Below are 25,883 nucleotides of genomic sequence, written 5' to 3'. Positions count from 1 at the left end.
CACCAGCCTAGCCCCATCCGTTTTGGGTTCCGTGCGTCTCCGCGTGGGTTCGCTCGAGGCATTCGGCCGCCGGACCGACTAAGTTCATCTTCGTGTCGGTGTCTGTGAAATCGCTCCTGAGCACTCTGACCCTGCGTGGCCCGCACGAGGTGCTGCGCGGGAATCTCGGCATCGCCGGGCTGCCCGGGGTGGTGTACACGCCCGGCAAGGGGCTGAACCTGCCCGCGGTGGCCTTCGGGCACGGCTGGCTGACCGGGGTCGGCAACTACCGCCGCCTGCTGGAACACCTCGCTTCCTGGGGTTATGTCGCGGCCGCGCCCGACACCGAGCGCGGGCCGATCCCCTCGCACCTGAACCTGGCCACCGACCTGCTCACCACCCTCGACATCTGCGCCGGGGTGCGGCTGGGCACCGGCAATATCAGCGTCCGCCCCGACCGCCTGGCCCTGGTGGGTCACGGCATGGGCGCGGGCGCGGCTGTCATCGCCGCCTCTCAGCGCGAGGTGGCCGCCGTCGCCGCCCTCTTCCCCTCCCCGACCGCCCCCTCCGCCGAGGCCCTGGCCACCAAGGTCGACGCCCCCGCCCTGATCCTGGCCGGCGCCGCCGACATCGACTCGGTCAGCTCCGATGCCCTCCCCCTGGCCTCCGCCTGGGGCGAAAGCGCGATCCTCCGCTCTCTCGACAAGGCCACCCACAACGGCATGGTCGAGGGCCGCCGCGCCCTCGCCGCCCTGGGCGCGGGCAAGCACGAGCCCAGGACCGAGCGCCTCACCCGCGCCCTCCTGGTCGGCTACCTCAACTACACCCTGCTCGGCGACAAGAAGTACAAGCCGTTCGCCGACCCCGAAGCCCTCATCCCCCACACCCAGGTCGTCGACCCCGACGCCGTCGAGGACGAGCCGGAGCAGCCCCAGAAGCTCCCCGTCCTCCAACTCATCCAGGCCCTCCGCAAGTAACCCGACTCCCAGCGACGGTCAAGGGATCTCGACACCGGCCTCCGGAATCTCCAGCGGCACATCGGGATTTCCTAGGTCCGCGCCAGGATCGGCGGGTGACACCGGCACCGACAGGTCACCAGGCGGCCCCCCTTCGTCCCGTGGCGACTCGTCGCCGCCCAGCGGCGCGGTCAGCTCTGGAGTTCCAGGCACCGCCGGACAGACGGTGGACCCGCCCGGCTCGACGCCGCCGAGCCCGTCGCACCCGGACAGCTCGCCGCCGTCCGGGGACTTTCCGGCGTCCAGCTCAGGAGTTCCGGTGCATGTGGGTGTGGCCGGTTCGTGCCCTCCGGAAGGCGCTGCCGGAGTGGGCGATTCAGCCGATGGCGGAGCCATACAGGGGACCTGAATCGGCGCCAATCCGGTCGGGACCTCCGTAGCGCAAGGTGAACCCGGCGGCGTGGCAGCTTCAACCGGGGGCGAATTACCTGGTGGGCGCGGGTCTGGCGCGGCAGTCACCGGACCGGGGTCACCGGCGGCAGGGGCGGTCGGGTGCCCGACTGTGTTGTCCGGGGCGAGCGCGGATTTACCGGAGTCGTCGGTTGTCAGGCTCCAGACCTGAGTCCGGCCGGATTCGTCGGCGACGGCGATGGACGTGTCACCCGTCGGATCGCGATCGACGACGAAATGCTTTCCAGCGAGGTCGAATTCGAGATGACCGGACGAAAGGTTCGACGTCGCCGGACCCGGGTGCGGTTCGGCAGACTTCTCCTGCCCTGCGGGTGTCTCTACGTCGCCCGGGGCATCGGACGCGGGGGCGGACAGGGAGCCGAGTTGCTCGAGAACGGCGGAAAATCCCTGCTGCAAACCGGTTTCGAGCTTGCCGATCAGGCCCTCGAGCGCGTGCGCGAACATTTCGGTCTGGGGCTGAGCCTGTTTCGGCACGGCGACGGACCCCGAATCGGACGGGGTGGGTGCATCGGAAACCGGCGGCTCCGCGGCGGTCCCCGGTCCGGCGGAAGCGGGTTCGGTGGCCGCGACCGGACGGGCGGGCGCGGCCTTCGTACACGCGGGGTCACAGGGTTGCCCGGTCGCGGTGCCGGCGGCGGGCCGGCCGGGTCCCTCCTGCGTAGGTTGGGGCGTGCCCGAATCGCCTGGCCCGCAGCAGGCCCATGACTGTGCCGCCCCGACGTCGGTTTCTGGGCATCGGCCAGGACCTACCGTCGGCGGCGAAGAATCGGGCTCGGACGGCGAGGGAACCACACCGGGCTGCACACCGGCAGGACTGGTCTCCGCCGCAGCCGAGTCGGTCTGCGCTCCATCAGAGTCGCCGAGTAGGGCTGCGGAGTTCGTCTCCGGTCGGGGCAGCAGGGCTTGGGATGGTTGTGGATAAGTGTGGTCGATGACCTGCTCGAAGGCCGTGATGATGGTGCGGTAGTGGGATTCGATGGTGTCGGCGGTGGCCGCGCAGGTGGCGGTGAAGGCGGCCAGTTGCCGGTCGACCTCGGGCCGGAAGGTGGCTGTGAGCCAGGGGTCCGCTTCCGCGAGGGCGCTGATGGCGTCGGGGGTTCTGCCGTCGAGGGTGACGGGGGCTTCGCCGCCGGGGGTGGGCGCGAGGAGGTCGCGGGTTCGTTCCGCTTTGGTGAGGATGGCGGCGCGGATCGGGTCGAGGGCGGCGGCGATCGCCTGGGAGGCGGTGCGGATGGTGTCGAGGTCTTCGCGGGCCTGCCGCAGTTGGGAATTCAGGAGGGCGAGGGCCTCGGTTCCGGTAGCGCCGGTCCAGGCAGACGGAAGGGAGTTCGCCACCGCTTGGTGTGAGGTGAAGCGGAATTCGGCGTCGGCGAGCGCCTTGTCCAGTTCGCTTCGGGCGGTGTCGAATTCATCGAGGTCGAGGCCACGTTGTTCGTCATAGCGGGCGTAGAGCTCAGTCACGGTCACACCGGCCGGTTCACCGAATGCCTTGGCGTACAAGGGCAGGAGTTGTTCCCAGTAGCGCAGCCCGGGCGCTCCGTGGTCGAGGATCTGGTCGACGGTCTGGCCGGTGGGGTCGAAGGTCATCGGCCGACCTGGTGGAGGGCGGTGACGCGTTCGTGGTCCAGGCGGGCGTATTCGGTGGCCGCGCGGTCGAAGACATCGGCGGTGGCGGCGGCCGCGGCGGCCCAATGCCGGAGGCAGCCTGCCGAACGCTCGAATCCTTGATGGATCCCGGCGCCCTGGGCGGAGTAGTCGCGTCCCACCGCGTCGTCGCCGAGGCCGAAGGCGTGGTCGCCGATGGCGTGGGCGTGCTGTCGCAGCGCCCCGGCGTTGTCCCGCAGGGTGGTGGCCGCGGTGTGCAGGGCGGTGACGCGCACGCCGAAGGCGCCGGATTCACCCATCGATCCCCCCTCGATTCCCCACGGGCTGAAGCCCGTGGCGTGAAACCCCCGTCAGCCCCGGCTAGGTGCCGCCGAGGTGTCCGCCGTCCGTGCGCACCCACGCGGTGGTGCCGTCGGAGTTGTGGTGGAATTCCCAGGCGGCGTAGTCACCGCCGCTGTCCACCACGGTCACATGGTCGGCGTAACCGTCGTGATCCAGATCCGTCCACACCTGCATGGCGTGTGCGGTGCCGGTGGTCACGGTGTCGGCCAGGCCGTCCGCGTCGAGATCCTGTGTGGGGTGCGACAACTCGACCGCACCTAGCCCACCCAGTTCCGAATGCGCGTCCAGTCCGGGCAGATCCAGTCCGGGCAGATCACCCGATGTGACCATGGTGTGCACTCCTCCGCAGTGGCGTGATCACCATCCTGGCACTCGCGATCACCCCTCGCACCACCTTCGATGCCGATTGTGGACAACTCGCGGCCTGGGGATGACTCAGCGCTTGGGGATGATGATCCACAGCGCGATGTAGAGCAGGAACTGCGGTCCGGGCAGCAGGCAGGAGAGGATGAAGAGGAAGCGGACGAGACCGGGGCTCCAGCCGACGTATTCGGCGAGACCGCCGCACACGCCGGCGATCCACTTGTCGTGCTGGGAGCGGGTCAGTCGCTTCGGGGCCGGGGTCGGAAACTCTGTGGTCATGTCTCCACTCTGCCGAGCCACCGCCGCGCGCACATCGGTCGGTCGCCCGATAACGACCCTGAACTTTCCGAGGCCCGACGTCAGGGTGCCACCCTGAACACGGCAGAATCGCCCTGGTGAGCACCACTCTGCATGCGCGCGGCCTGGCCGCCGGACACGGCGAGCGTCTGCTGTTCTCCGACCTGGACCTGATCCTCGCCCCCGGCGATGTGATCGGCCTGGTCGGCGTGAACGGGGCGGGCAAGTCGACCCTGCTGCGCATGCTCGCCGCCGGCGACGCCCACGAGGGCGAGATCGTGCTGAGCCCGCCGGACGCCACCGTCGGCTATCTGGCCCAGGAGCCGGAGCGCGTCGAGGGCGAGACGGTGCTGGAGTTCCTGTACCGCCGCACCGGGGTGGCCGCCGCCCAGCAGACCATGGACGCCGCCGCCGAACGCCTCGCCGACGGCGGGGACGACGAGTACTCCCCCGCCCTGGAGCGCTGGCTCGCCCTGGGCGGCGCGGACCTGGAGCAGCGCGCCGACGAGGTGGCCGCCGATCTGGGCCTCACCGACAGCCTCCCGCACGGCCTGGCCACCCCGATGACCGTGCTCTCCGGTGGTCAGGCGGCTCGCGCCGGTCTGGCCTCGGTCCTGTTGTCCCGCTTCGACATCCTGCTGCTCGACGAGCCCACCAATGACCTCGATCTGGACGGTCTGGCCCGGCTCGAGCAGTTCGTGACCGGGGTCCGCGAGCCGCTCATGGTGATCAGCCACGACCGCGAGTTCCTGGCGCGCACCGTGAATCGCATCGTCGAACTGGATCTGGCGCAGCAGCAGGTCGGCGTGTACGACGGCGGCTACGACTCGTATCTGGAGGAGCGGGCGATCGCGCGCCGCCACGCCCGCGAGGCCTACGACGAGTTCGCCGACACCAAGGCCGGTCTGGAAGCGCGCGCCAATATGCAGCGCAACTGGATGGAACACGGCGTCCGCAATGCCCGCCGCAAGTCGAAGGCGGATTCGGACAAGATGGGCCGCAAGGCCCGCGCGGAGTCCACCGAGAAGCAGGCGTCCAAGGTCAAGCAGACGCTCAAGCGCATCGAACGCCTGGACGCGGTGGAGGAACCTCGCAAGGAGTGGGAGCTGCGCATGTCGATCGCGGCCGCGCCCCGCAGCGGCGCGGTGGTGGCCACCCTGTCCGGCGCGACGGTGTCCCGCGGCGAGTTCACCCTGGGACCGGTGACGGTGCAGGTGGATTGGGGCGACCGCATCGTGCTGACCGGCGCGAACGGCGCGGGCAAATCCACCCTGCTGTCGCTGCTGCTGGGAAAGATGAAGCCGGACAACGGTTCCGCGTCGATCGGTTCGGGCGTCGCGGTCGGCGAGGTCGATCAGGCCCGCGGCCTGTTCCGCGGAACCGCCACCCTCGCGGACACATTCAGCGCGCAGATCCCCGACTGGAACGAGTCGGATGTCCGCACCCTGCTCGCGAAGTTCGGTCTCCGCGGCCCGCACGTGCTGCGCCCCAACGACACGCTCTCCCCCGGCGAGCGCACCCGCGCCGCGCTGGCGCTGCTGCAGGCGCGTGGTGTGAACCTGCTGGTGCTCGACGAGCCCACCAACCACCTGGACCTGCCCGCCATCGAGCAGCTGGAGCAGGCCGTCGAATCCTTCGAGGGCACGGTGCTGCTGGTCACCCACGACCGCCGCATGCTCGACACCGTGACGGCGACCCGCCGCTGGCACCTGGCCGCCGGCAGCCTCACCGAAACCCTCTGAAACGCTGAATGGCGCACCCGGGAGGGAAGTCCCGGATGCGCCACTCGACGAGGTGACTAGACGGCTTCGACCAGCTTCGCGAGATGGTCGGCCAGATGCGAGGCCTGCGCCGGATCGGTCGCCTCGACCATGACCCGGACCAGCTGCTCGGTTCCACTGGGGCGCAGCAGGATTCGGCCGGTGTCGCCCAGCAGCTCCTCGGCCTGCGCGACGGCTTCCAGCACCGCGGGCGCGACGGCGACGGCCGCCTTGTCCGTGACCGGGACGTTCACCAGGATCTGCGGGACGACCTTCACGATGCCCGCCAATTCCGCCAGGCTGCTGCCGGTCTCGGCCATCCGGGCCATCAGCTTGAGACCGGTGAGCACGCCGTCGCCGGTGGTGCCGTAGCGCGGGAACACCACGTGCCCGGACTGCTCGCCGCCGAGGGTGTAGCCGCCGTTGCGGAGGTCCTCGAGCACGTAGCGGTCGCCGACGGCGGTGGTGCGCACGGTGATTCCGGCCTCACGCATGGCGATGTGCAGGCCGAGGTTGCTCATGACGGTCGCGACCAGGGTGTTCTCCGCCAGGTCGGCGGAGTCGCGCATGCCGACGGCGAGCACGGCCATGATGGCGTCGCCGTCCACGACCGCGCCGGTGGCGTCCACGGCCAGGCAGCGGTCGGCGTCGCCGTCGTGGGCGAGGCCGAGGTCGGCGCCGTGCGCGCGCACCGCGGCCTGGACCTGCTCGAGGTGGGTGGAGCCGCAGCCGTCGTTGATATTGAGGCCGTCGGGGTCGGCGTTGATGGCGATGACGGTCGCGCCCGCCTCGCGGTAGGCGGCGGGCCCGACCTCGGAGGCCGCGCCGTGCGCGCAGTCCACCACGACGGTGAGCCCGCGCAGGTCGCGGCCGGTGGCCTGGACCAAGTGCTCGACATAACGTTCGTGGGTGCCCTCGAGGCTGTAGCGGTCGTTGACGTCGAAGACGTGTCCGCCCAGGCCGGGGCGTCCGAGGATGCGGCCGATCGCCGCGCCGGTGGGCCGGGTGAAGCCACCCTCCGCGACCAGCGCCTCGATCCGATCCTCGACGGCGTCGTCCAGCTTGTGCCCGCCCGCGGCGAAGATCTTGATGCCGTTGTCCGGCATGGGGTTGTGCGAGGCGGAGATCATGACACCGAGGCACGCGTCGTACACGCCGGTCAGGTACGCGACGGCGGGCGTCGGCAGCACGCCGACCGACAGCACGTCCACGCCCGCGGAGGTGAGGCCCGCGGTGACGGCGGCCTCCAGCATCTCACCGCTGGCGCGGGGATCGCGTCCCACGACGGCAACCGCGCGCTTCTTCCCGCGGCTCAAGACCTGCGCGGCCGCGGCCGAAACCTGTAGCGCCAGTTCCGGACTCAGCGACCCGTTCGCGAGCCCGCGGACACCGTCGGTACCGAACAAACGTCCCATTACCTCAACACCCCTGCAGTTCGGTGGATACAGCACGAGAGCAGGCTTCCAGCCGGTCCGAAAACCGTTGCGGGGAGCCTGCTCTCGCACAGGTTGCCGTGTAGACCGTACCGTGCCCGGTCCCCACGGGGGCCGGGCACGGTAGAGCCTGACGGCGCAATATCAGCGCTTCGAGTACTGAGGCGCCTTACGGGCCTTCTTGAGGCCGTACTTCTTACGCTCGGTGGCACGCGGGTCACGGGTCAGGAAGCCGGCACGCTTGAGGGCGGGACGGTCGTCCGGGGTGACCTCGATCAGCGCGCGGGCGATGGCGAGGCGCAGGGCGCCGGCCTGACCCGACGGGCCGCCGCCGACGAGGCGGGCGTAGATGTCGAAGGTCTCGACGCGCTCGACGGTGACGAGCGGGGACTTCACCAGCTGCTGGTGCACCTTGTTCGGGAAGTAATCCTCGATGGTGCGGCCGTTCAGCACGAAGTTGCCGGAACCCGGCACCAGGCGCACGCGGACCACGGCCTCCTTGCGGCGGCCGACGGTCTGGACCGGACGGTCCATGGCGACCGGGGCGGAGAAGGTCTCGGTGTACTCGGCCTCGGCCTCGTAACCGTCACCCTCTTCGACGACCTCCACGGCGGTGTCCTCGACGACGTAGTCGTCGTTGAATTCCTCAGGAGCGGTCACTGGGCCACCTGCTTGATCTCGAAGGGGATGGGCTGCTGGGCGGCGTGCGGGTGGTTCGGGCCCGCGTAGACCTTCAGCTTGCCGATGATCTGGTTGCCCAGCTTGTTCTTCGGGATCATGCCCTTGACGGCACGCTCGACCAGACGGTCGGGGCGGGTGTCCAGGATCTGGCCCACGGTACGGCCCTTCAGACCACCCGGGTGACCGGAGTGGGTGTAGAGGACCTTGTCCTGCCGCTTGTTGCCGGAGATGGCAACCTTCTCGGCGTTGATGATGATGACGAAGTCGCCACCATCGACGTTCGGGGCGTAGGTCGGCTTGTTCTTGCCACGCAGGATGTTCGCAGCCTGCACGGAAAGACGGCCGAGCACTACGTCAGTGGCGTCGATGACGTACCACTTGCGGGTCACGTCACCGCCCTTGGGGCTGTACGTAGGCACAGTGCATCCCTGTCTGTCGTAGGTTTTGCCAGCCAAGTACGCGATCGAGCTGAATCCCGGCGGCCGGTGGAGACCCGGGGCTCGTGTGACAGCCGGAAACCCGGCCGTACCGCACACCAACGAGCAACCATACCAGCGGGGTCCGCGGACCCTCGAATCGGTCCCCGGCGCCTCTGCCACCGGCCCGATGCGCCCCGCCACCGGCGGATGCGCCGGCCGGCGGTCAGATGTGCAACGGCGGGCCGGGGTCGATCCCGCGCACCGGGCCGGGCAGCGTGTAGCGGAGCGTGTCGATGCCGGACCGCACGCAGTCCGTCTTGTGCGGGTCGCCGATGGTGGCGACGCCGGAGCCGGGCAGCCCCGAGACGAACGGGGTCACCGCGCAGCTCTCACCGACCGGGGACAGCTCGATATCGGTGGCCCGGGTCATCCCGCCGACGGGCGCCGGGGATCCGGCCGTGGGTTCCTGGCGCTGATCCGAGTGCGCGCCCAGGAGCGACAGGGCCGCGGCGCCGACGATGATGGGCGCGCCGAACGGCTTGCGCATCTTGTTCCACAGCTTGCCCTTGCGCTGCTTGCGATCACCCTCGGAGTCGGATCCCGTGTCCGAATCCGACTGCCCAGCGGTATCTTCCGGCGTTTGCGGATTCGACCCACGCACCCCCGACGACATCGACCCACCGTACATCCCGCCGGGCTGACCAGGAGCGTTTCCGCCGGATCCAGCAAAACTCCCGCGACCCGAACCGGACGTATCCCCCTCGGCCCCATAGGGACCCGCCGGGTAACCGCCGCCGCCGTAGCCACCCTGGCCGCCGTAACCGCCCGAGCCGTATCCACCCTGGCCGTACTGCCCGGCAGCGCCCTGCTGGCCGCCGTACTGCCCGCCCTGGCCCGGCTGCGCGCCGACGGGACCGTAACCGCCCTGCGCCGAACCCTCCGAGCCCGGAGCGTTCGCCGAACCGTAGCCCGCGCCGTAGCCGCCCGCCGAGCCCGGACCGCCTGTGCCGGGCCCGAATTGACCCGCCGAGCCGCCCTGCTGCGGATAGCCGCCGGTGGTCGGACCGCCCGGCCCGAAAGCGCCACCCTGGCCCTGACCGTAACCGCCCTGCGTGCCCTGGCCACCGTGTGAACCCTGGCCGCCGTGCGGACCCTGGGCACCGCCCTGCGGCCCCTGTCCGCCGGCGCCGTAGCTCCCGGCCGAACCCTGTTGCGCACCCGCGGAACCCGGCCCGTGGCCGCCCTCGGGGGCGTAGCCCTGCCGGGCCCCGCCCTCACCCAGGACCGTCGTCATCTGATCGTCCGCCGGGGAACCGGGCGGCCGCATGAACCGGCCGCCGACACCTTCCAGCCCCGGCGGCAGCGTGCCACGGCCGCCGATCACCGGCTGCGAACCGGTGGACGGGCCGTCCTGGCCCCACGTAACCCCTTGCGCCGCATCGCCACCGGCAGAGCCGCCCGCGGCCTGCGCGGAGAGCCGGGCGAGTTCCTCGGCCGTCACCCGCTGGGTGATCCCGCCGGGCCCGGTGTTGCCGGTCGCGCCGCCCTGGGCGGCCTCCTGCGCGGTGATGCGCCGGGTCACGCCCGCGGCGGAGGGATCCGCCGCGGGCTGCGCGCCCTGCCCGGAACCCGCGTCCGCCGCGATCTCGGTCACCGGCTGCGGGCCGGTACCGGGTCGCTGCGTGGCCGGCTCGGGCGGTGAATCCATGTGCCGGGGAACCAATTCCGGCTGATGCGCCAGCGGTTCGGGCTGGCGTTGCAACGGCTGCCCCACGGCGCCGCCCCCGGTGACGTGGCGCGGCCCCTGATCGACCGGACGCGCTTCCGCCCCGGCCGACCGAGAATCCGCGGCGGGAGGCCGGTCGTAGGCGGGGTCGCCCTCACTGTCGGCGACCAGCAGGTGGGTCGCGCCGAGCACGAGCGCGTGCATCGGATGATCGGCCACCTGGAACCGATGGCCCAGGTGGTTCTGGAACGCCAACCGCAGCGCGTCGTTGAAACAGACATTGCCCGTGAGCAACACCGTGGAGGTGTCGGCATTGATGGCCCGCGCCGCGGCCATCACCTCGATGACCACATTGTCGGCGGCGTGCGCCTCGTGCAGCGCCTCGGCGGTGATGGCGACGCTGACCGATTCGGTGGGCTGGTCGTCATTGCCGTGAACCGCGACCACCAGGCATTCACGCCCGTCGGAATACACGCCGACCGCGCCGACGGCGGGCCCGCGGCCGGGTGACCGCACCAGTCCGAGCGCGCGCACGTACCCCGACAGCGCCACCGATTCGGGCAGCGGTTCGGCGGGCACGCCGAGCTGTTCCACCAGCCGCACGAACTCGTCGACCTGGGGGTCGGGCCATTCGTCGGGGAAGGGCAGCGCGAGCACGTCCGGCGTCGTCCCGAGGTGCTCGATGACCGAGGCCAGCGGGTTGTGCATGCGCGCCCGGAACACCAGTTCGGCCGGCCAGGTCGCCCCGGCCACCACGATCTGCGGGTGCCCGATGATGTCGCGGACGTCGGAGATGGCGATGCCGACGTCGGGCCGCCGATCCACGCCCGCGGTGTGCAACCGGCCGGACGAGTCCGCCAACAGGTAGGCGGGAGGGGTGTACGAGCCCTCTACCTGGACCGGGCGGATGGGCGAACCGCCGCCACCGGCGGCCACCGACACCACGTCCCAGCCGAGATGCACTGCCCCAACTCGCGCTGTCACAGTCATCAGTCTGCCTGCTCGCAACGTTGAGCGCGCGACCGAATCACTACTTCGCACCCAGGCCAGGGTGTGGTCCCGCTCACGCCGACAGCTTCTTCAAGCGCAGACGCGACCAGGTGAACAGCGACAGCAGCACGGTGATCCCGACGAGGACGCCGATGTCCATGGCCCAGGTCCCGACGGTGTGCTTCCACAGGAAGTCCTTCTGCGCCTCCGGCATGGACGACATCGAGGGCAGGTTGATCGTCGACGCTCCCGCGCCGTAGCCCCAGCGCGACGGGAACAGCCACGACAGCTGCTCCAGCACGGTCTGGCCGGCCACCGAGATCATGCCGCTGGACAGCACCAGCTGCGCCATGATGACGACCACCAGCAGCGGCATCACCTGCTCGTTGGACTTGGCCAGCGAGGACAGCACCAGGCCGAGCACCACACACGACACCGCGGTCAGCGCGACGTCGAGATACAGCTCGAGCGTGCCCGAGGACAACACCAGCCCGGTCCCGGGCGCGGGCTTGAACGCCAGCACGATCCCGATCATCACCGCGGACTGCAGCAGCGCCGCCAGACTGAAGATCACGATCTTCGACATCAGGTATGCGCCCGAACGCAATCCGACCGCGCGTTCCCGGTGGTAGATGGGCCGTTCCCCGACCAGGTCACGCACGGTGAGCGTGGCGCCCATGAAGCAGGCGCCGAGGATCAGCACCACGAGTAGCTGTTGCGCCTCGCCATTGCTGGCGGGTACGAAGTCGCCGTTGGGCAGCTGGGTGAACCCGACGGATTTGAATCCGCTCGAGCCCTTGACCACCAGCGACAGCGCGCCGAGCACGAACGGGAGCACGCACAGGAACGCCAGATACCCGCGGTCGGCGAAGATGAGCCGCGACTGTCTCCGCGCCAGGGTCGAGAACTGTTTGACGGCACTGGATTTCGGCGCCTTGGCCCGCTCCACCGGTTTGACCGGCGCGGGCGGTTCCGCGAAGGCCTGGCGGGAGCGGAAATTCGCGAAGGCCAGGTCCGGGTCGGCGTCGACGCGGCCGAAGATCTCGGCCCAGTCGCTGGTGCCCATGACGTGCCCGACGGTGCCCGGGTGCCCGCAGAAGGCGGTCTTGCCGCCGGGCGCGAGCAGCAGCACCTGGTCGCACATGTCCAGGCAGGCCACCGAGTGGGTGACCACGATGACGGTGCGCCCGGCGTCGGCCAGTTCCCGCAGCATGGTCATGACCTGGCGGTCCAGCGCCGGGTCCAAGCCGGAGGTGGGCTCGTCGAGGATGAGCAGCGAGGGGCCGGTGAGCAGCTCCATGGCCACCGAGGCGCGCTTGCGCTGGCCGCCGGAGAGCCGGTCCACGCGGGTGTCGGCGTGCTGGGTGAGCGAAAGCTCCTTCAGCACATCGGCGATCACCTGCTTGCGGTCGGCCTTGCTGGTGTCCGGGGGCAGTCGCAGCTGGGCGGCGAAGTTGAGCGCCTGCTTGACGGTGAGCTGCCGGTGCAGCACATCGTCCTGCGGCACCATGCCGATGCGGGAGCGCAGCGCCTCGTATTCGGCGTGCAGGTTGCGGCCCTCGAAGGTGACCACGCCCGCGGACGGAAGCGTGGTTCCCGCAATGAGTTTCGACAGCGTGGACTTGCCCGCGCCGGAGGGCCCGATGAGCGCGGTCAGCGATCCGCGTCCGGCCTGCATGTTCACGTCCACGAGCAGCTGCTTGTTGCCCTCGACGGTGAACGAGACGCCGTGCACGTGCAGGCCCTGTTCGGCGACCGGCCGCTGCCGGTGCACGAGCGTGCCTTCCTGCACGACGAAGTCGACGTTACCGATGGTGACGATGTCGCGTTCGCGCAGCAGCGCGCGCTGTTCGCGGCGGCCGTTGACGAAGGTGCCGTTGGCGGAGTTGAGGTCCTCGATGGCGAGGCCCTCGCGGTCGGGCACCAGGCGCGCGTGCTTGCGCGAGGCCATCGGATCGTTGACCACGATCTCGTTGTCGCTGGTGCGACCGATGTGCAGACCGTTGCGCGGGATCCGGTCGGCGCGCGCGATGGCCGCGGTGGAGGCCCGCGCGCGGATCGGCGGCAGCGCCGAGGTGTCCGCCTTGGTGGTCATGTTGATGGGATCGCCGCCCTGCGGCGGCTGGTTGACCGGCGGGCGCACCACATTCGGCGTGGCCGCGTTGCCGACGGGCGGAGTCGGCCGCTGCGGCACCGGATTCGGCTGCTGATGCTGCGGACCCGAGACCGGCCGGTTCGGATTCCACTGATTCTGGTTGGGCTGGGCCACGTTCGGAGGCTGCCAGGCCTGCTGCGGTCGCTGCTGCACCGGCGGGCGCTGCGCGAACGGCTGCTGCGCCTGCTGCGGCTGCCCGACCTGCGGCACCTGCGGCTGCGGCCGGGACGGCGGCCGGTTCTGCGGCGCGGGCCGCTGCTGCGGTTGCGGTTGCGGCGCGCCACCGCCGCCGCGCGCGGGCTGCGGCAGCAGATGCAGCAGCGGGCCGCTGATGGCGTCGCCGAGCCGCACCTGGGTGGGCCGGTTGATCACCAGCGGCGTGGTCAGCCGGCGGGCGTCCACGAAAACGCCGTTGGTGCTGCCGTTGTCGCTGAGCATCCACGATCCGGCCTCGTAGCTGAGGATCGCGTGCACGCGGGAGACCAGTGGACTGTCGACGAACAGCGTCACCTCCGGCGCCCGGCCCATCGTGATCTGTTGAGTCGCGTCGAAGACCCGTTCGGTTCCATCATGACGCACGGTGATCTGCTGCGCCCCCGGTGAAGACATGGTGGGATGATAATTGAAGCCCCCGGAGTCCGGCGTCGCGCTTCTCGGCCGTCCGTCCGATTCCGGGACACGATCGGCATCGGTTGGCGAGGGAGAACAGGTGGGGAGAGGCCGGGGGGAGGCGGTGCGCACGCGCCGGTCCACGGGGATTCGCCGTGTATTCGTGACGCTGGGCGTAGTGCTCGTGGCGGTCGCGCTCTTGTCCGGATGTACACGAAATATTCACGGCCGGGCCGTATCGATCTACGACGACCCGTTCAAGGTGGCCGGTCTGCCTACCACCGGCGGTCCCAGCGGCCCCCGCTCCGGGGCCCCGGATTCGACGCTGACCGCGGAGAACTCCGACGGCGGCAGCATCGACAAGCTGGTGCTCAACGCGCTCGACGACATCCAGACCTATTGGCAGGGCGAGTTTCCGCGCGAGTTCGGCGGCGCCTTCACGCCGGTGGACCATTTCATCTCCTGGAACGCCAAGACGCCGCGCTCGCAGGCCGGGCAGTTCTGCGGCGAGACCAGCTACCGGCTCGTGAACGCCGCCTACTGCCGGCTGGACGGTTCGGTGGGCTGGGATCGCGGGGTGCTGCTGCCCGCGGTGGCCGACGAGTTCGGGAAGATGTCGGTGGTCATGGTGCTCGCCCACGAGTACGGGCACGCCATTCAGGAGATGGCCAAACTGGTCGGCCGCCGCACCCCGACCATCGTCAAGGAGCAGCAGGCGGATTGCTTCGCGGGCGCGTTCATCCGGAATGTGGCCGAGGGCAAGGCCCCGCACTTCACGATCAACACCTCCGACGGTTTGAACGCGGTGCTGGCCGCGACCGTCGCCTTCCGCGACGCCGATCCCGACGATCCGCAGAGCGTGCACGGTTCGGCGTTCGAGCGGGTGACGGCCGTGCAGATCGGCTTCACCGACGGGGCCAAGGGCTGTAAGGCCATCGACCAGAACGAGATCGACCGCCGCCGCGGCGATCTGCCGCAGACCCTCGGCAACGACGCCAATCACGGCCAGTCCGAGGTGACCCAGTCCAGCTTGCAGGAGCTGGCCAAGGCGATGGCGACCATCATGCCGGTGCGCGCCGAGCCCGAATACGGCTACGACACCGCGAAGCTGAACTGCCGCAACGGCGCCGACACCGTGCCGGTCACCTACTGCCCGGCCACCAATCGGATCGGCACCGATGTGCCCGCGCTGCACGACCGCGGCGTCTCCAATGCCGACGACCAGGACGCCTTGCCCGCCAATGTGACCGGCGACTTCACCGCGTACATCGTCTTCATCTCCCGCTACACCCTCGCCGTGCAGCACGCCGCCGGACTGCCCTTGAAGGGCGCGAAGACCGGCCTGCGCGCGGCCTGCCTGTCCGGGGTGATCTCCGGGAAACTGGCGGACCCGAGCCGCAAGGCGTCCGGGGGCATCTCACTGTCCGCGGGCGATCTGGACGAGGCGGTCTCCGGCCTGCTCACCGACGGCCTGGCCGCCAGCGACACCGACGGCAAGACGGTGCCCAGCGGCTTCTCCCGGGTGGACGCCTTCCGCGCGGGCGTGCTCGGCGCCAATCAGGAGATCTGCTACTCCCGATACACCTAGGGGCGCGGGAGTTCTCGCGTCCTACCCGAATGGCGGCGGCGCGACCGGCTCCAACCGCAGCACCCGGTTGCCCAGCATGATCTCCGCGCCCGGCACCAGGGTGAACGGCTGATTCGGTTGCAGCCGAACCCAATCGCGATATCCGGGCGGGCGCACCCGGGTGCCGTTGGTGGAGCCGCGGTCGACGATGGTGACATCCCAGTTCACCAGCCGGATCTCGGCGTGCGCCCGGGACATGCCGCCGGAGCTGTCGTCGATGCGCAGCGGCAGCAGGCCCGCGCGGGCCGGTTCGGACAGTTCGGGATCGCGGCCCACCACGGCGTCGGCCGCCAGCATGAAGGTCATGCCGTCATCGAGCACCAGCATGCCCAGCGGCGGCCGGATCACCTCGGACACGTGCTGGGTCTGATCCACCGGCATGCCGCACACGGTGCAGAAGGCGGCCCGCGGATCGCTGGGATGCGCACGCGCGCATTTGAATCCGAGCACCTTCGCGGTGAGCGCGGTCGCCTTGGCGGTGGCCTCGAGCCGTCGCTGCAGGTCCGGATCGGGTTTGGGCGCGGGGTTGGTGCCGCTCAGCTCGCTCGCGCCGCCCATCTCGGTGGGCGCGTGGTGCAGATCCGGCGTCGCCGGAATGCCCTCGGTGACCGGGTCCGCCGGGGCGGGATCCAGGTTCGCGGGAATCCGATTGGAGGTGCGGGTCGGGATCAGGTCCGGGTCCACCGGCGGCGGTTCGGGTTCGGGATCGCGTTCGGCGTCGAAGGCGGCCGTGGGCGGCGGCGGTTCCGCGGCCCGGTGCCGGGCCCCCGCCGGACGCGCCGGGGTGCGTGACACCACCGGTTCGCCCTCGAACCACACCACCGCGCCCGCCGCGGGCGCGAGTCCCTCCACGAGCGAGCCGATTCCGCGCTCGGGCAGTTCCGGCGCCCGCCGCCGCGGTTCGTCGATGAACAGGGCCGCGGCCCGCGCGGGCGGCGCGGCGACCCGGTCCACGGTGAAGGCGGCGTCGCTGCCGCGGTAGTACTCGACCGCGGTTCCGGCCAGCACGGCCGTCACCGATCCGTGCAGGAAGATGGCCAGTCCGCCGGTGTCGGCGGTGGACAGGATGCCGAATTCGATGGGCTGCCCGGGCGATATCCGCTCGGCCTCCTTCATCAGCCAGCGGGTGGCCTGCCGCGCGATCTGCCGGCCCGGCCCGTCCGGGACCAGATCGGTGGCGTCGGCGACCAGATCCCCGAGCGCCCGCACCGCCGTCACGGCCCGCGATTCGGGCGTGATCGCGCCCCGCTCCCGATGCGCGACCAGGATCACCGCTCCCGCCACCCGGCTCAGCGCATGGCCGCCCGCGACCACCTCGACCTGCCGATCCATCACGGGAACCGGCCCCCGGGAAGCACGCGACAGGGATCCTTCAGCACAGCCACCAGGTTACGTGCCCGTCCGGCACCGGCTACAGTCGCGGAGAGCAGCGGGGGGAGCCGCTGCGTCCGGCGAGGATCCAGGAGACGATGCGATGGCGATGAGTCCTGGCACCATCGTCGGCGGCTATCGGATCATTCGCGTGCTGGGTTCGGGCGGCATGGGGACCGTGTATCTGGGCAAGCATCCGGAGCTGCCGCGCATGGACGCGTTGAAGGTGCTCTCCGCCGAGCTGACCAGCAACGAGGAGTTCCGCGGCCGCTTCGAACGCGAAGCCAATGTGGTTGCGGGCCTGGACCACCCGAACATCGTCGCCGTGCACAATCGCGGCGAGGAGAGCGGGCAGCTGTGGATCGCCATGCAGTATGTCGAGGGCACCGACGCCTCGGCCGAGCTCAAGCGCGATCCGACCGCCATCCCGCCGCTGCGGGCGCTGTCCATCGTCACCCAGATCGGCCGCGGCCTGGACTACGCGCACCGGCGCGGCCTGCTGCACCGCGACGTGAAGCCCGCCAACTTCCTGCTCTCCACCGCCGCCGGTGAGGACGAGCGCGCCCTGCTGGCCGACTTCGGGGTCGCCAAGTCCACCGAGGACACCACCGAGCTCACCCAGACCGGCAGCTTCGTCGCCACCATCGCCTACGCGCCGCCGGAGCAGCTATCCGGGCTGCCGCTGGACCACCGCGCCGACATCTACAGCCTGGGCTGCTCCTTCTTCAAGTTGCTGACCGGCCGGAACCCGTATCCCGCAACGCAACCGGCGCTGGTCATGATGGGCCACCTGCACGAGCCGCCGCCGCGCGCCACCGATGTCGACCCGCATCTGCCCGCCGCGCTGGATCAGGTCTTCGCACGGGCGATGGCGAAGAACCCAGCCGAGCGTTTCAATTCCTGCCGCGAGTTCACCGAAGCCGCCACGGCCGCGCTGGTGCCGGGCTACAACCCGGTGTCCACCAATACTTCTCCGACCTATCCGATCCAGATCGCGCCGCCGGGCATGCTCCCGGGCGGTGCGACCCAGAGTGGCATACCGGTGTCCGCGTCCGAGCCCACCGAGCTGGAGCTGGTGCGGCCGCCGCGCAATCGGACCCGGATCTACCTGGGTATCGGTGCGGCGACGGTGGCGGCCGCGGTGGCCGTCGGCATCGGCATCGTCGCCAGCGGCGGCAGCGAGACCGGTTCCGCCGCGACGACTTCCGCCGGCGCGGCCCCGGCCGCGAACACGGTCCCGAACTCGGTGGACCAGGCGCGCAAGGACAATCCCGCGTTCCAGGGCAAGTCCGTCACCCTCGTCGACGTGACCGGCGACGACTACAACACCAAGTACAGCATCTACCTGACCGGCAGTGATCAGGCGAAATACCTGGAGAGCCTGGGCTTCGTCTACAACGCCCAGTACCAGCCCGAGGCCGGGGAGACCTCCCCGCGCCCCTCCTCCGGGTGGGGCTCGTTGAAGGTGACCGACAACTCGTACGTCATCGCGGTCCGCAGCGACGCGAAGGCGGGCGGCGGCGGCCTGCTCGGCCTGCCCAGCGAGATCACCAGCTCCCGCGCCATCGTGGTGCCGGTCGACGACGCGTCCGCGGTCGCGGCGATCCGCAGTTGGACCCCCGAATCCGGTCCGGCCCTGCTCACCAAACTGGTACCGGTCCTGCACAACCGGATCAAGTAGGGTTTTGCGCGTCAGTCAGCTCTGGGGAGGGGAACCCATGCGCCAGCGCGTGCGCGCAGCCATGTCCGCGGCTTTCGCCGTCACGGTGGTGATGACCGCCGCCTGCGGCTCGGATCCGGGGCCCACCGCCCCCGCCGAGCCCGTCATCGACCTGGCCAAGCTCGATACCGGGAACCTGATCACCCAGCCCAAGAAGTACGACAAGGCCGAGAGCAAGGAACTCGGCCGCGCCGTGCAGGCCGAGCGGCTGGCCAACTACCTGCCGCTGCCCTCGGAGATCAACCCGGCGGTCAAATATCCCGCGGCCGCGGTGAACGGCGCGATCCGCCCGTTCATCGATTTCGGTTCCAGCGCCATGAAGATCCGCACCAATGCCAAGGCCGCCGACCTGCGGGCCGCCGCGCCGGGCTTCCTGTCCGGCTACGTCACCACCGGCAATTCCGACCGATCGGTGGGCCTGTCGTACGAGTTCGCGAACACCGTGCTGATCTTCACCGACGACGCGGCGGCGAAGGCGGCCGCGCAGGCGCTGGGCCAGGCCGATTTCGACGCCGCCCCGAGCGAGCGCCTGCGGCTGGACAAGTACCCGGACGCGTTCGTCTACCTGGACAAGTCCTACGACTTCAACGCCACCGTCCGATCCTGGTACGCCACCGGCAGATTCGTCATCTTCGGCTACGTGTGGGACGACGTGATGGCGGAGACCAAGATCAGCGACTCGGCCGCGCTGCTGGCGCGGGTCCAGCTCGGCCTCGACGTGATCCCGGGCGCGCTGGCGAAGTTCCCGGCCGTCGCGCCGGATCAGCTGACCGAGCAGCCCGTCGACCTGGACGGCGTGCTCGGGCGGACGCTGCGCACGGTCGTCGACGATCAGTCCGAGCGCGGCATCCCCGGCGTCTACGACCGGCACGGCGGGCTCCAGATCTTCCCCGGCGACGACAACGCCGCGCTGTTCGAGAAGGCGGGCGTGGACCGGGTGGCGTTCAACGGCGGCTACGTCTTCCGCGCCCGCGACGCCGCCGGGGCCGCGGACATCGTGGCCGAGCGCGCCCGCACCTCGCGCACCTTCCGGCCCGCCGACTCCCCCGCGAACCTGCCGAATGCCCAGTGCCGCAAGTACACCGGGCCGCAGCGCTTCTCGATCGCCTACTACTGCTACGTCACCCACGGCCGCTTCGCCGGGGAGGTGGCGGCGAGTCAGTTGCTCGATGCGCAGCAACGGATCTCGGCGCAGTACGCCCTGTTCGTCAATGCGGAAAAGTGATCGGGAGGGGACGGGAATGATCTCGCGTTTTCGAATGACCGCTCTGCTCGCGATCACCGCGGCGGCGGTGGCGGGCTGCGGTTCGGCCGTCACCGGCACGGCGACCCCGGGTGAAATCGATATCCGCACACTGGATGTCGGCAAGTACTCGACCCTGCCGATGGACCTGCGCTACGAGTACAACCCGCGCATGCGGCTGGCGATCGAGCTGGCGACGCAACGCCTGGCCGACCACGTGGTGAACGGCGCCGACATCGACCCGGCCTTCACCTTCGGCACCGGCGCGGTATCGATGATCAGTACCGAGACCGCCACCCGGGTGCTGGCCGACGTCACCGCGCCGGTGCTCGACGCGAACAAGATGATGTTCGGGCTCTCGGTGGGCCACACCGACAAACAGCCCGACAAGTCCGGCAAGACCGTGGAGGGCAGTTCCTTCACCACGGTCACCGTCCTCCAGTTCCGCGACGCGGCGACCGCCGCCAAGGCCGCCACCGAGTTGGACGAGGCCGACTTCGCGGTGGCCCCGGACGTCAACGAACGGGTCGCGCTGCCGAAATATCCCGACGCCCACACGCATTGGCGGCCCGGCGTCGCCAGCATCGGATCGACGATCGCGCACGGCAATTACGTCGTGAACGCCTATGTCGGTGTGCCGGATCCGGAGCTGCCGAAGCTGACCGCGCTCGCCACGAAGGTCCTCGACGCGCAAGTGCCGCTCCTGGATTCCTTGCCGCCGTTGACTCCGGAGGGCGTGCTGCGCCTGCCGTTCGACGCGGACCACATGCTGCGCCGCACCCTCAATCCCGGCGACAGTTTCCTCCCCGATTTCCAGACGCTGGCCGTGGCCGAGCCGCGCGGCTTCCTGCATCGGGTCGCCGATCAGGCGTATTGGCGGCGGGTCGTCACCGACACCGGAATCGATCGTTACTCGATCGCGGGCGCGAGCTACGACGGTCCGGCCATGCTCTTCCGCACCCGGGACGCGCAAGCCGCGAAACAACTCGCCACCGCCGTTCTCGAACACGGCTATTCGGGCGTCGCGGACGCACCGGCCGGATTCCCGGACGGGAAGTGCGGACAATCCGCCGACGCTCCGGCCTCCAGTCTCACCCGCGCCAAACGCTTCCGGTGCACGGTCAGCTATCGCCAGTACACCGCCGTGGTGGACTCCGATCAGATCTCCGACGCCCATCAGCGGGCCGCCGCCCAATACGCATTGTTCGCGAACAGCACCTGGTAGCAGCGGTGCGCTGCGCACAGCTGCGCACGGGGTGGAACCGGCGGGGCGTGACCGACGTCCAATCACCAAGAGGTCGTCCGCCCCGCGAATCGGAAGGAGGCACCGTGGCCGGTGCATTCGAAGCCAGTAATGAGCTCATCCAGGCCAAGGCCCAGGAGTTCCAGAAGACCCACGACATGCTCATGCACTCCATCGCCGATCTGAAGCGCGACGAGGACAATATGGTCGCCGGCTCGAATTGGCGGGGCGGCGCGGCCGACGCGTTCAACGCGTTCATGCGGCGCTACTACTTCCAGGCCGACAAGCTCAACGACAAGCTCATGCACACCGCCGAGACACTGATCAAGGTCGGCTCGAATTACGAAGAGCACGACAAGGATTACGAATCCAAGGTCAACGCCCAGATCACGAGCCTCGACCTCCCGGCTGTCTAGCCACTCGGCCACCCCTCGTTCTTTCCGGACAATTGGCAAAGGAGTTCACCATGACAGCAGTCGACGGCCAGATCATCTCCGCCCATTTCGAGGGCGTCGCCGACGGCGCGAATTCGATCCTCCGCCGCGCGGAGGCCATCCGCGACCAGCTCGAGGCCTTCCACCGCACCGTGGAGGAGTTCGTGCGGAACAACTGGAAGGGTGACGCCAACGACGCGTTCGCCGACCTCCAGCGCCTGTGGAACCAGCACGTCCTCCAGCTCAACACCACCTTGAACGGCGCGGCCACCCTGGTCCGCACCGGCAATGCCGAACTCCAGGCCAAGGACACCGCCCTCGCGGGCCTCTTCTGAGAATTCACAACACTTTCCGGAGAGCGGGCCCGGGCAGTGCGCCCGGGCCCGCTCTCCGTGATCACGGCTCCGCGAGTGGCAGCCAGTCGGTTTGGATGAGGCCCTCGCCCGCGCGGGTGCCGTAGGTGCCGCGGCCTGGGGGCATGAGGACGGGGCGGGTGTTGCCGAAGAGGACGCCCTCGTCGCGGCCGCAGCTCATGATGAGGGACGCGGAGTTGAGTTCCTTGAGGCGGTTGAGGGTGGCCTCGTACATGGCCCGGCCCGCACCGCCGGAGCGGCGGGCCAGGATCAGGTGGAAGCCGAGATCGCGGGCGTGCGCGAGGTGGTCGACCAAGGCGTGCAACGGGTTTCCGCTGGCATTGGCGACCAGGTCGTAGTCGTCGACGATGACGTACAGTTCCGGGCCCTGCCACCAGGATCGGTCCTTGAGCTGCTGTGGGGTCACGTCGGGTCCGGGCATGCGCTGGGTGACGTAGGCGGCCAGGTCGGCCATGTTCCGGGTGAACTGCGGCGCGGTGGTGCCGTACCCGGCGAGGTAGCCCTGCGGGACGGTGCCGAGCATGGTGCGCCGGTAGTCGCCCATGATGATGCGCGCCTGATCGGTGGTGTTGGCCGCGCAGATGGACTGCGTCAGTGACCTCAGCACGGTGGTCTTGCCGCATTCGGAGTCGCCGATGATCACGAAGTGCTGGCTCGTCGCGAGATCCAGGAACACGGGGGCCAGCTGCGCCTCGTCGATGCCGAGCGGGAAGCTGAGGCACGGCCGGGAGCGGTCCACGGTCGCGGGCCAGTCTCCCGCCGCTCGCAGCAGGTCCGCGCGCGGCAACCGCTCGGGCAGCATGCGCACCGCGGGCGCGGATCGCCCCGGAGTCAGCTGCGCGATGACCGAAACGGCCTGCGCCACTCCGGTTCCCAGCGATGCCGGGTCCGGGTCGCCGTCCACCCGAGAGAGCGCGGTCAGCATGTGCAGCCCGTCGGCGGTCATGCCGCGCCCCGGACGCCCCATCGGCACCAGCGCCGCGAACTTGCGCCCGAGGTCCGAGTCCATCGGGTCGCCGAGCCGCAGTTCGACGCGCGTGCCGATCTGATCCTTGAGCGCGGGCCGTGCCTCGGCCCAGCGGTTGAGCGACACGACGATGTGCACACCGTACGAAAGCCCCTGCGCGGCAAGGTTCATGACGGTCTGGTCGAGCAGTTCGAATTCCTGCCGGAACGCGCCGTACCCGTCGATCACCAGGAACACGTCCCCGAACGGGTCCTCCGACACGCCCGCCGCGGCCTCGCCGGCGTCCGGCCCGGTGGCGCGCAGCCGCCGGAACTCGGCCATGGATTCCACGCCCAGCCGCCGGAAGCCGGCCTCGCGGCGGCGCATGATGCCCATCATCTCGGCCACGGTGCGCCGCACCTGATCCGCCTCCATCCGGCTGGCCACCGCGCCCACGTGCGGCAGCCCGTCCAGGCCGACCATGGTGCCGCCGCCGAAGTCGAGCAGATAGAACTGGACCTGTTCGGCGGTGTGCGTCAACGACATCGCCATCACCAGCGCCCGCAGCGCGGTCGACTTGCCCGACTGCGGGCCGCCGACCACGGCAGCGTTGCCGCGCGATCCGGACAGGTCCACCACCATGGGATCGCGGCGCTGATCGTAGGGCCGGTCGACGATGCCGATCGGGGCGCGCAGCGCCGCCAGCGGGTTCCAGTCGCCGGTGAGGACGGACCGCGGCAGCAGCCGATCCAGGGTGGGCGCGTCGCCGAGCGGCGGCAGCCAGATCTCGTGGGCGGGCCGCCCGTGCCCGCGCACCCGCGACACCAGCATCTGGAGGTTGGAGATCTGGTCCGATTCGGCGGGCGCGCTCACCGGTTCCGGCCACTCCGGCAGCGGAATCCGGTCGGCGGCACGGAATTCCACGTGTGCCGCGCTGAACGGTCGCGCGGCCACGTCGACCTCGCCGGAGCGGGTCACCGTCCCGGCCTCGCGCCGCACCGCGCCACCGGTGTACGGCCCGGAGACATAGGCGGACTGGAACCGCTGGATCTCCCCGGCATCGGCTTTCAGGTAGCCGCCGCCGGGATTGCCGGGCAGGTTGTAGGCGTCGGGCACCCCCAACACCTGCCGGGATTCATTGGCGGAGAACGTCTTGAGGCCGATCCGGTAGGACAGGTGGCTCTCCAGCCCCTTGAGCCGACCCTCCTCGAGCCGCTGCGAGGCCAGCAGCAGGTGCACGTGCAACGAGCGCCCGAGGCGGCCGATCATGGTGAACAGGTCGGCGAAATCCGGGTGCTGTGACAGCAGTTCGGAGAACTCGTCGAGCACCACGAACAACGCGGGCACGGGGTCGAGGTCGGCTCCCGCCGCCCGGGCCCGCTCGTACTCCGAGACATTCGCGAAGTTCCCGGCCGCGCGCAGTAGTTCCTGGCGGCGGTTCAGCTCCCCGGCGAGCGCGTCGCGCATGCGGTCGACGAGGTCGGCTTCCTCTTCCAGATTGGTGATGATGGCCGCGACATGGGCCACCCCTTCCAGCCCGAGGAAGGTCGCGCCGCCCTTGAAGTCCACCAGCACGAAGTTGAGCTGATCGGGCGAGTGCGTGGCGATGAGCGAGAGCACCAGCGTGCGAAGGAATTCCGACTTACCGGAGCCGGTCGCGCCGATGCACAGCCCGTGCGGACCCATGCCGCCCTCGGCCGCCTCCTTGATGTCGAGCACCACCGGCTGCCCGTCGGCCCCGATGCCGAACGGCACCCGCAGTCGTTCGCGGCCGTACCGCGGCCGCCATGCGGTCTCGGAAGTGAACGTTCCGAGATCGCCGAGCCCCAGCAGGTGCGCCCAGCTGGAGATCGCCTCGCCGTCGTCACCGCCGGTCTCGGCGACGCGCGGGGCCGGGGCACGGTAGGGCGCAAGCCGCCGGGCCGCCTGTTCGGCCTCGCGCGCGGTGATCCGGTCGATGACGGCGAAGCGCTCCATCACCCCGGAGGGTCCGCGCCCGGCACATTCACCGTTCTCCACCACCATCTGGATGCCTCGGGTGGCAGCCAGCCGGGCCGCGTAGCCGCACAGGTCGACGACGGTGACGCCCTCGAACCCGTTCTCGCGCAGCGGATCTTCCTCGGCCTCGAGCAGTCCGCCGTCGACCACCAGCACGATCTGGGCGAGCCCGGGGTCTGCGGGCTGGTTGCGGGAGTACCGAACCCGATTGTGCAGCAGCGGATTCAGATCGGCATGGGCCTCACGAATGGACCCGTAGACCATGCGCCCGCTGCCCACCCCGTCCTGGGATTCGGGATGCTGGCTGTGCGGCAACCATTTGGTCCATTCCCATTCCCGGACCGTGTCGGGTCCGCAGACCACGGCGATCAGCACCTGGTCAGGGCCTTGGAACATGGCCAGTTGCAGCAGCATGGCCCGGGTCATATCGCGGGCCTGGGCGCGGTCGCCGGTGAGCTGGACGGCGGCGAAGCCCTTCACGGCGAGGGCGGTCGGCAGGTCGGGGACGGTGGCGTGGGTGCGCACGAAGCGCCGCAGCGAGACCGCGGCGATGGGTTCGAGCTCTTCGATGGGCCCAGTTTCCGGGGCGACCAGTCTCGTAGCAAGTCTCTGGCTACCGAGCCCGATACGGGCGTGACAGAAGTCCCTGCCCCCCGGCCGGCGCTCCCACATCCGCGCGGTCCCGGCCAGCATCCAGATCAGCCCGGGCTCGGGATGACTCCATTCGACGGCCGCCCGCTGCTGCCCGGCCGTCACCTCCACATCCCGCCGCACCTGATCGAGATAGCGCAGATAGTCCTTGCGGTCCTCGTCGGCCTCGGCCGCCTTCTGCCCCTTGCCGCCCTGCCCCGCATACATCCCGACCATGGAGAACACCATCATCATCGGGAACATGAGGCTCATCGGATTGGACGCGGCACCGCCGCCGGAGGTGAACAGCAGCACCACCATGCCGAGCATGCCGACGCCCATCACCACCGGCATCAGTTTCGCGAAGAGGTTCGCGGGCACCGCTCTCGGGATCTCCGGCGGCGGCTGCAGCGTGACTTCGCCGCCGGGCGAACGCGGCATCTCCCGGCGCGGGCGGCGGTGGAACCGTACGGTGCTCATCGCGGAAATTCCCCCGGTGTTCGGGCCGTCA

19 protein-coding genes are annotated in these 25,883 nt (G+C 70.1%); 8 read left to right on the top strand and 11 right to left on the bottom strand.

Translation table 11 applies throughout. The features are described from left to right. The first annotated feature begins 92 nt into the window (after positions 1-92). Positions 93-956 carry a dienelactone hydrolase family protein gene (locus ACQP06_RS05015; protein WP_433670794.1) on the top strand — a complete coding sequence of 288 codons (864 nt, stop codon included), beginning with the start codon at positions 93-95 and terminating at the stop codon, positions 954-956. Between the two features lie 18 nt (positions 957-974). On the opposite strand, the gene ACQP06_RS05010 is transcribed toward ACQP06_RS05015, so the two are convergent. The 4 genes from ACQP06_RS05010 to ACQP06_RS04995 all read right to left on the bottom strand — a co-directional run bounded on the left by ACQP06_RS05010 (position 975) and on the right by ACQP06_RS04995 (position 3,995). Continuing rightward, positions 975-2,993, bottom strand: coding sequence for a hypothetical protein (locus tag ACQP06_RS05010; RefSeq protein WP_433670793.1), 2,019 nt, complete (start codon positions 2,991-2,993; stop codon positions 975-977). Further along, on the bottom strand, positions 2,990-3,310 hold the full coding sequence (locus tag ACQP06_RS05005) for a hypothetical protein (protein WP_433670791.1): 321 nt from the start codon (positions 3,308-3,310) through the stop codon (positions 2,990-2,992). The genes ACQP06_RS05010 and ACQP06_RS05005 overlap by 4 nt, the downstream gene beginning before the upstream one ends. A gap of 61 nt (positions 3,311-3,371) precedes the next feature. Beyond that, complete coding sequence (locus ACQP06_RS05000) at positions 3,372-3,683, bottom strand: DUF6802 family protein (RefSeq protein WP_433670789.1); 312 nt, start codon at positions 3,681-3,683, stop codon at positions 3,372-3,374. Positions 3,684-3,788: 105 nt separating this feature from the next. After that, complete coding sequence (locus tag ACQP06_RS04995) at positions 3,789-3,995, bottom strand: PspC domain-containing protein (protein ID WP_357088867.1); 207 nt, start codon at positions 3,993-3,995, stop codon at positions 3,789-3,791. A 116-nt stretch (positions 3,996-4,111) separates the two neighbouring features. Between ACQP06_RS04995 and ACQP06_RS04990 the strand changes: the two genes are divergently transcribed. Beyond that, positions 4,112-5,755 carry an ABC-F family ATP-binding cassette domain-containing protein gene (locus tag ACQP06_RS04990; RefSeq protein WP_433670788.1) on the top strand — a complete coding sequence of 548 codons (1,644 nt, stop codon included), beginning with the start codon at positions 4,112-4,114 and terminating at the stop codon, positions 5,753-5,755. A 56-nt stretch (positions 5,756-5,811) separates the two neighbouring features. Here ACQP06_RS04990 and glmM read toward each other — a convergent pair whose 3' ends face one another. The 5 genes from glmM to ACQP06_RS04965 all read right to left on the bottom strand — a co-directional run bounded on the left by glmM (position 5,812) and on the right by ACQP06_RS04965 (position 13,786). Then, positions 5,812-7,188 carry a phosphoglucosamine mutase gene (gene glmM, locus ACQP06_RS04985; protein ID WP_433670786.1) on the bottom strand — a complete coding sequence of 459 codons (1,377 nt, stop codon included), beginning with the start codon at positions 7,186-7,188 and terminating at the stop codon, positions 5,812-5,814. 162 nt (positions 7,189-7,350) lie between these two features. Next, entirely contained in the window at positions 7,351-7,866 is a 516-nt protein-coding gene (gene rpsI / locus ACQP06_RS04980) for a 30S ribosomal protein S9 (protein ID WP_357088875.1), read from the bottom strand. Further along, entirely contained in the window at positions 7,863-8,306 is a 444-nt protein-coding gene (rplM, locus tag ACQP06_RS04975; RefSeq protein ID WP_213557937.1) for a 50S ribosomal protein L13, read from the bottom strand. The genes rpsI and rplM overlap by 4 nt, the downstream gene beginning before the upstream one ends. Positions 8,307-8,529: 223 nt before the next feature. Then, positions 8,530-11,016, bottom strand: a complete 2,487-nt coding sequence (locus ACQP06_RS04970; RefSeq protein ID WP_433670784.1) for a hypothetical protein — start codon at positions 11,014-11,016, stop codon at positions 8,530-8,532. A 79-nt stretch (positions 11,017-11,095) separates the two neighbouring features. Next, positions 11,096-13,786, bottom strand: a complete 2,691-nt coding sequence (locus tag ACQP06_RS04965; RefSeq protein ID WP_433670782.1) for an ATP-binding cassette domain-containing protein — start codon at positions 13,784-13,786, stop codon at positions 11,096-11,098. Between the two features lie 169 nt (positions 13,787-13,955). Here ACQP06_RS04965 and ACQP06_RS04960 point away from each other — a divergent pair, with 169 nt between their 5' ends. Continuing rightward, positions 13,956-15,374 carry a metallopeptidase gene (locus ACQP06_RS04960; protein WP_433673238.1) on the top strand — a complete coding sequence of 473 codons (1,419 nt, stop codon included), beginning with the start codon at positions 13,956-13,958 and terminating at the stop codon, positions 15,372-15,374. A gap of 21 nt (positions 15,375-15,395) precedes the next feature. Here ACQP06_RS04960 and ACQP06_RS04955 read toward each other — a convergent pair whose 3' ends face one another. After that, positions 15,396-16,745, bottom strand: coding sequence for an FHA domain-containing protein (locus ACQP06_RS04955; RefSeq protein WP_433670780.1), 1,350 nt, complete (start codon positions 16,743-16,745; stop codon positions 15,396-15,398). A gap of 142 nt (positions 16,746-16,887) precedes the next feature. Here ACQP06_RS04955 and ACQP06_RS04950 point away from each other — a divergent pair, with 142 nt between their 5' ends. The 5 genes from ACQP06_RS04950 (at position 16,888) to ACQP06_RS04930 (ending at position 21,759) form a co-directional block, all read left to right on the top strand. Further along, positions 16,888-18,465, top strand: a complete 1,578-nt coding sequence (locus ACQP06_RS04950; RefSeq protein WP_433670778.1) for a serine/threonine-protein kinase — start codon at positions 16,888-16,890, stop codon at positions 18,463-18,465. A gap of 37 nt (positions 18,466-18,502) precedes the next feature. Then, a complete protein-coding gene (locus tag ACQP06_RS04945) occupies positions 18,503-19,729 on the top strand; it encodes a DUF7373 family lipoprotein (RefSeq protein WP_433670776.1) in 1,227 nt (408 codons plus the stop codon). A gap of 34 nt (positions 19,730-19,763) precedes the next feature. After that, positions 19,764-20,972 carry a DUF7373 family lipoprotein gene (locus tag ACQP06_RS04940; protein WP_433670775.1) on the top strand — a complete coding sequence of 403 codons (1,209 nt, stop codon included), beginning with the start codon at positions 19,764-19,766 and terminating at the stop codon, positions 20,970-20,972. Between the two features lie 104 nt (positions 20,973-21,076). Continuing rightward, entirely contained in the window at positions 21,077-21,406 is a 330-nt protein-coding gene (locus ACQP06_RS04935) for a WXG100 family type VII secretion target (RefSeq protein WP_433670773.1), read from the top strand. A 50-nt stretch (positions 21,407-21,456) separates the two neighbouring features. Beyond that, positions 21,457-21,759: a WXG100 family type VII secretion target gene (locus ACQP06_RS04930; RefSeq protein ID WP_433670771.1), complete on the top strand. Its 303-nt coding sequence runs from the start codon at positions 21,457-21,459 to the stop codon at positions 21,757-21,759. A gap of 61 nt (positions 21,760-21,820) precedes the next feature. On the opposite strand, the gene eccCa is transcribed toward ACQP06_RS04930, so the two are convergent. Continuing rightward, positions 21,821-25,852 (bottom strand): type VII secretion protein EccCa, encoded by a 4,032-nt coding sequence (eccCa, locus tag ACQP06_RS04925; protein WP_433670769.1) that lies wholly within the window; start codon positions 25,850-25,852, stop codon positions 21,821-21,823. Between the last annotated feature and the right edge of the window lie 31 nt (positions 25,853-25,883).

This window comes from Nocardia sp. CA-136227 (assembly GCF_050955695.1).
Classification (GTDB): domain Bacteria; phylum Actinomycetota; class Actinomycetes; order Mycobacteriales; family Mycobacteriaceae; genus Nocardia.
This window is presented reverse-complemented; position numbering and strand designations above follow the sequence as displayed.

Excerpts from the sequence above, each read along its gene's own strand:
- ACQP06_RS04995 (WP_357088867.1), bottom strand. The coding sequence starts at position 3,995 with ATGACCACAGAGTTTCCGACCCCGGCCCCGAAGCGACTGACCCGCTCC.
- ACQP06_RS04930 (WP_433670771.1), top strand. The coding sequence starts at position 21,457 with ATGACAGCAGTCGACGGCCAGATCATCTCCGCCCATTTCGAGGGCGTC.
- ACQP06_RS05000 (WP_433670789.1), bottom strand. The coding sequence starts at position 3,683 with ATGGTCACATCGGGTGATCTGCCCGGACTGGATCTGCCCGGACTGGAC.
- eccCa (WP_433670769.1), bottom strand. The coding sequence starts at position 25,852 with ATGAGCACCGTACGGTTCCACCGCCGCCCGCGCCGGGAGATGCCGCGT.
- ACQP06_RS04955 (WP_433670780.1), bottom strand. The coding sequence starts at position 16,745 with ATGGATCGGCAGGTCGAGGTGGTCGCGGGCGGCCATGCGCTGAGCCGG.
- ACQP06_RS04965 (WP_433670782.1), bottom strand. The coding sequence starts at position 13,786 with ATGTCTTCACCGGGGGCGCAGCAGATCACCGTGCGTCATGATGGAACC.
- ACQP06_RS05010 (WP_433670793.1), bottom strand. The coding sequence starts at position 2,993 with ATGACCTTCGACCCCACCGGCCAGACCGTCGACCAGATCCTCGACCAC.
- ACQP06_RS04950 (WP_433670778.1), top strand. The coding sequence starts at position 16,888 with ATGGCGATGAGTCCTGGCACCATCGTCGGCGGCTATCGGATCATTCGC.
- ACQP06_RS04945 (WP_433670776.1), top strand. The coding sequence starts at position 18,503 with ATGCGCCAGCGCGTGCGCGCAGCCATGTCCGCGGCTTTCGCCGTCACG.
- ACQP06_RS04940 (WP_433670775.1), top strand. The coding sequence starts at position 19,764 with ATGACCGCTCTGCTCGCGATCACCGCGGCGGCGGTGGCGGGCTGCGGT.
- ACQP06_RS05005 (WP_433670791.1), bottom strand. The coding sequence starts at position 3,310 with ATGGGTGAATCCGGCGCCTTCGGCGTGCGCGTCACCGCCCTGCACACC.
- glmM (WP_433670786.1), bottom strand. The coding sequence starts at position 7,188 with ATGGGACGTTTGTTCGGTACCGACGGTGTCCGCGGGCTCGCGAACGGG.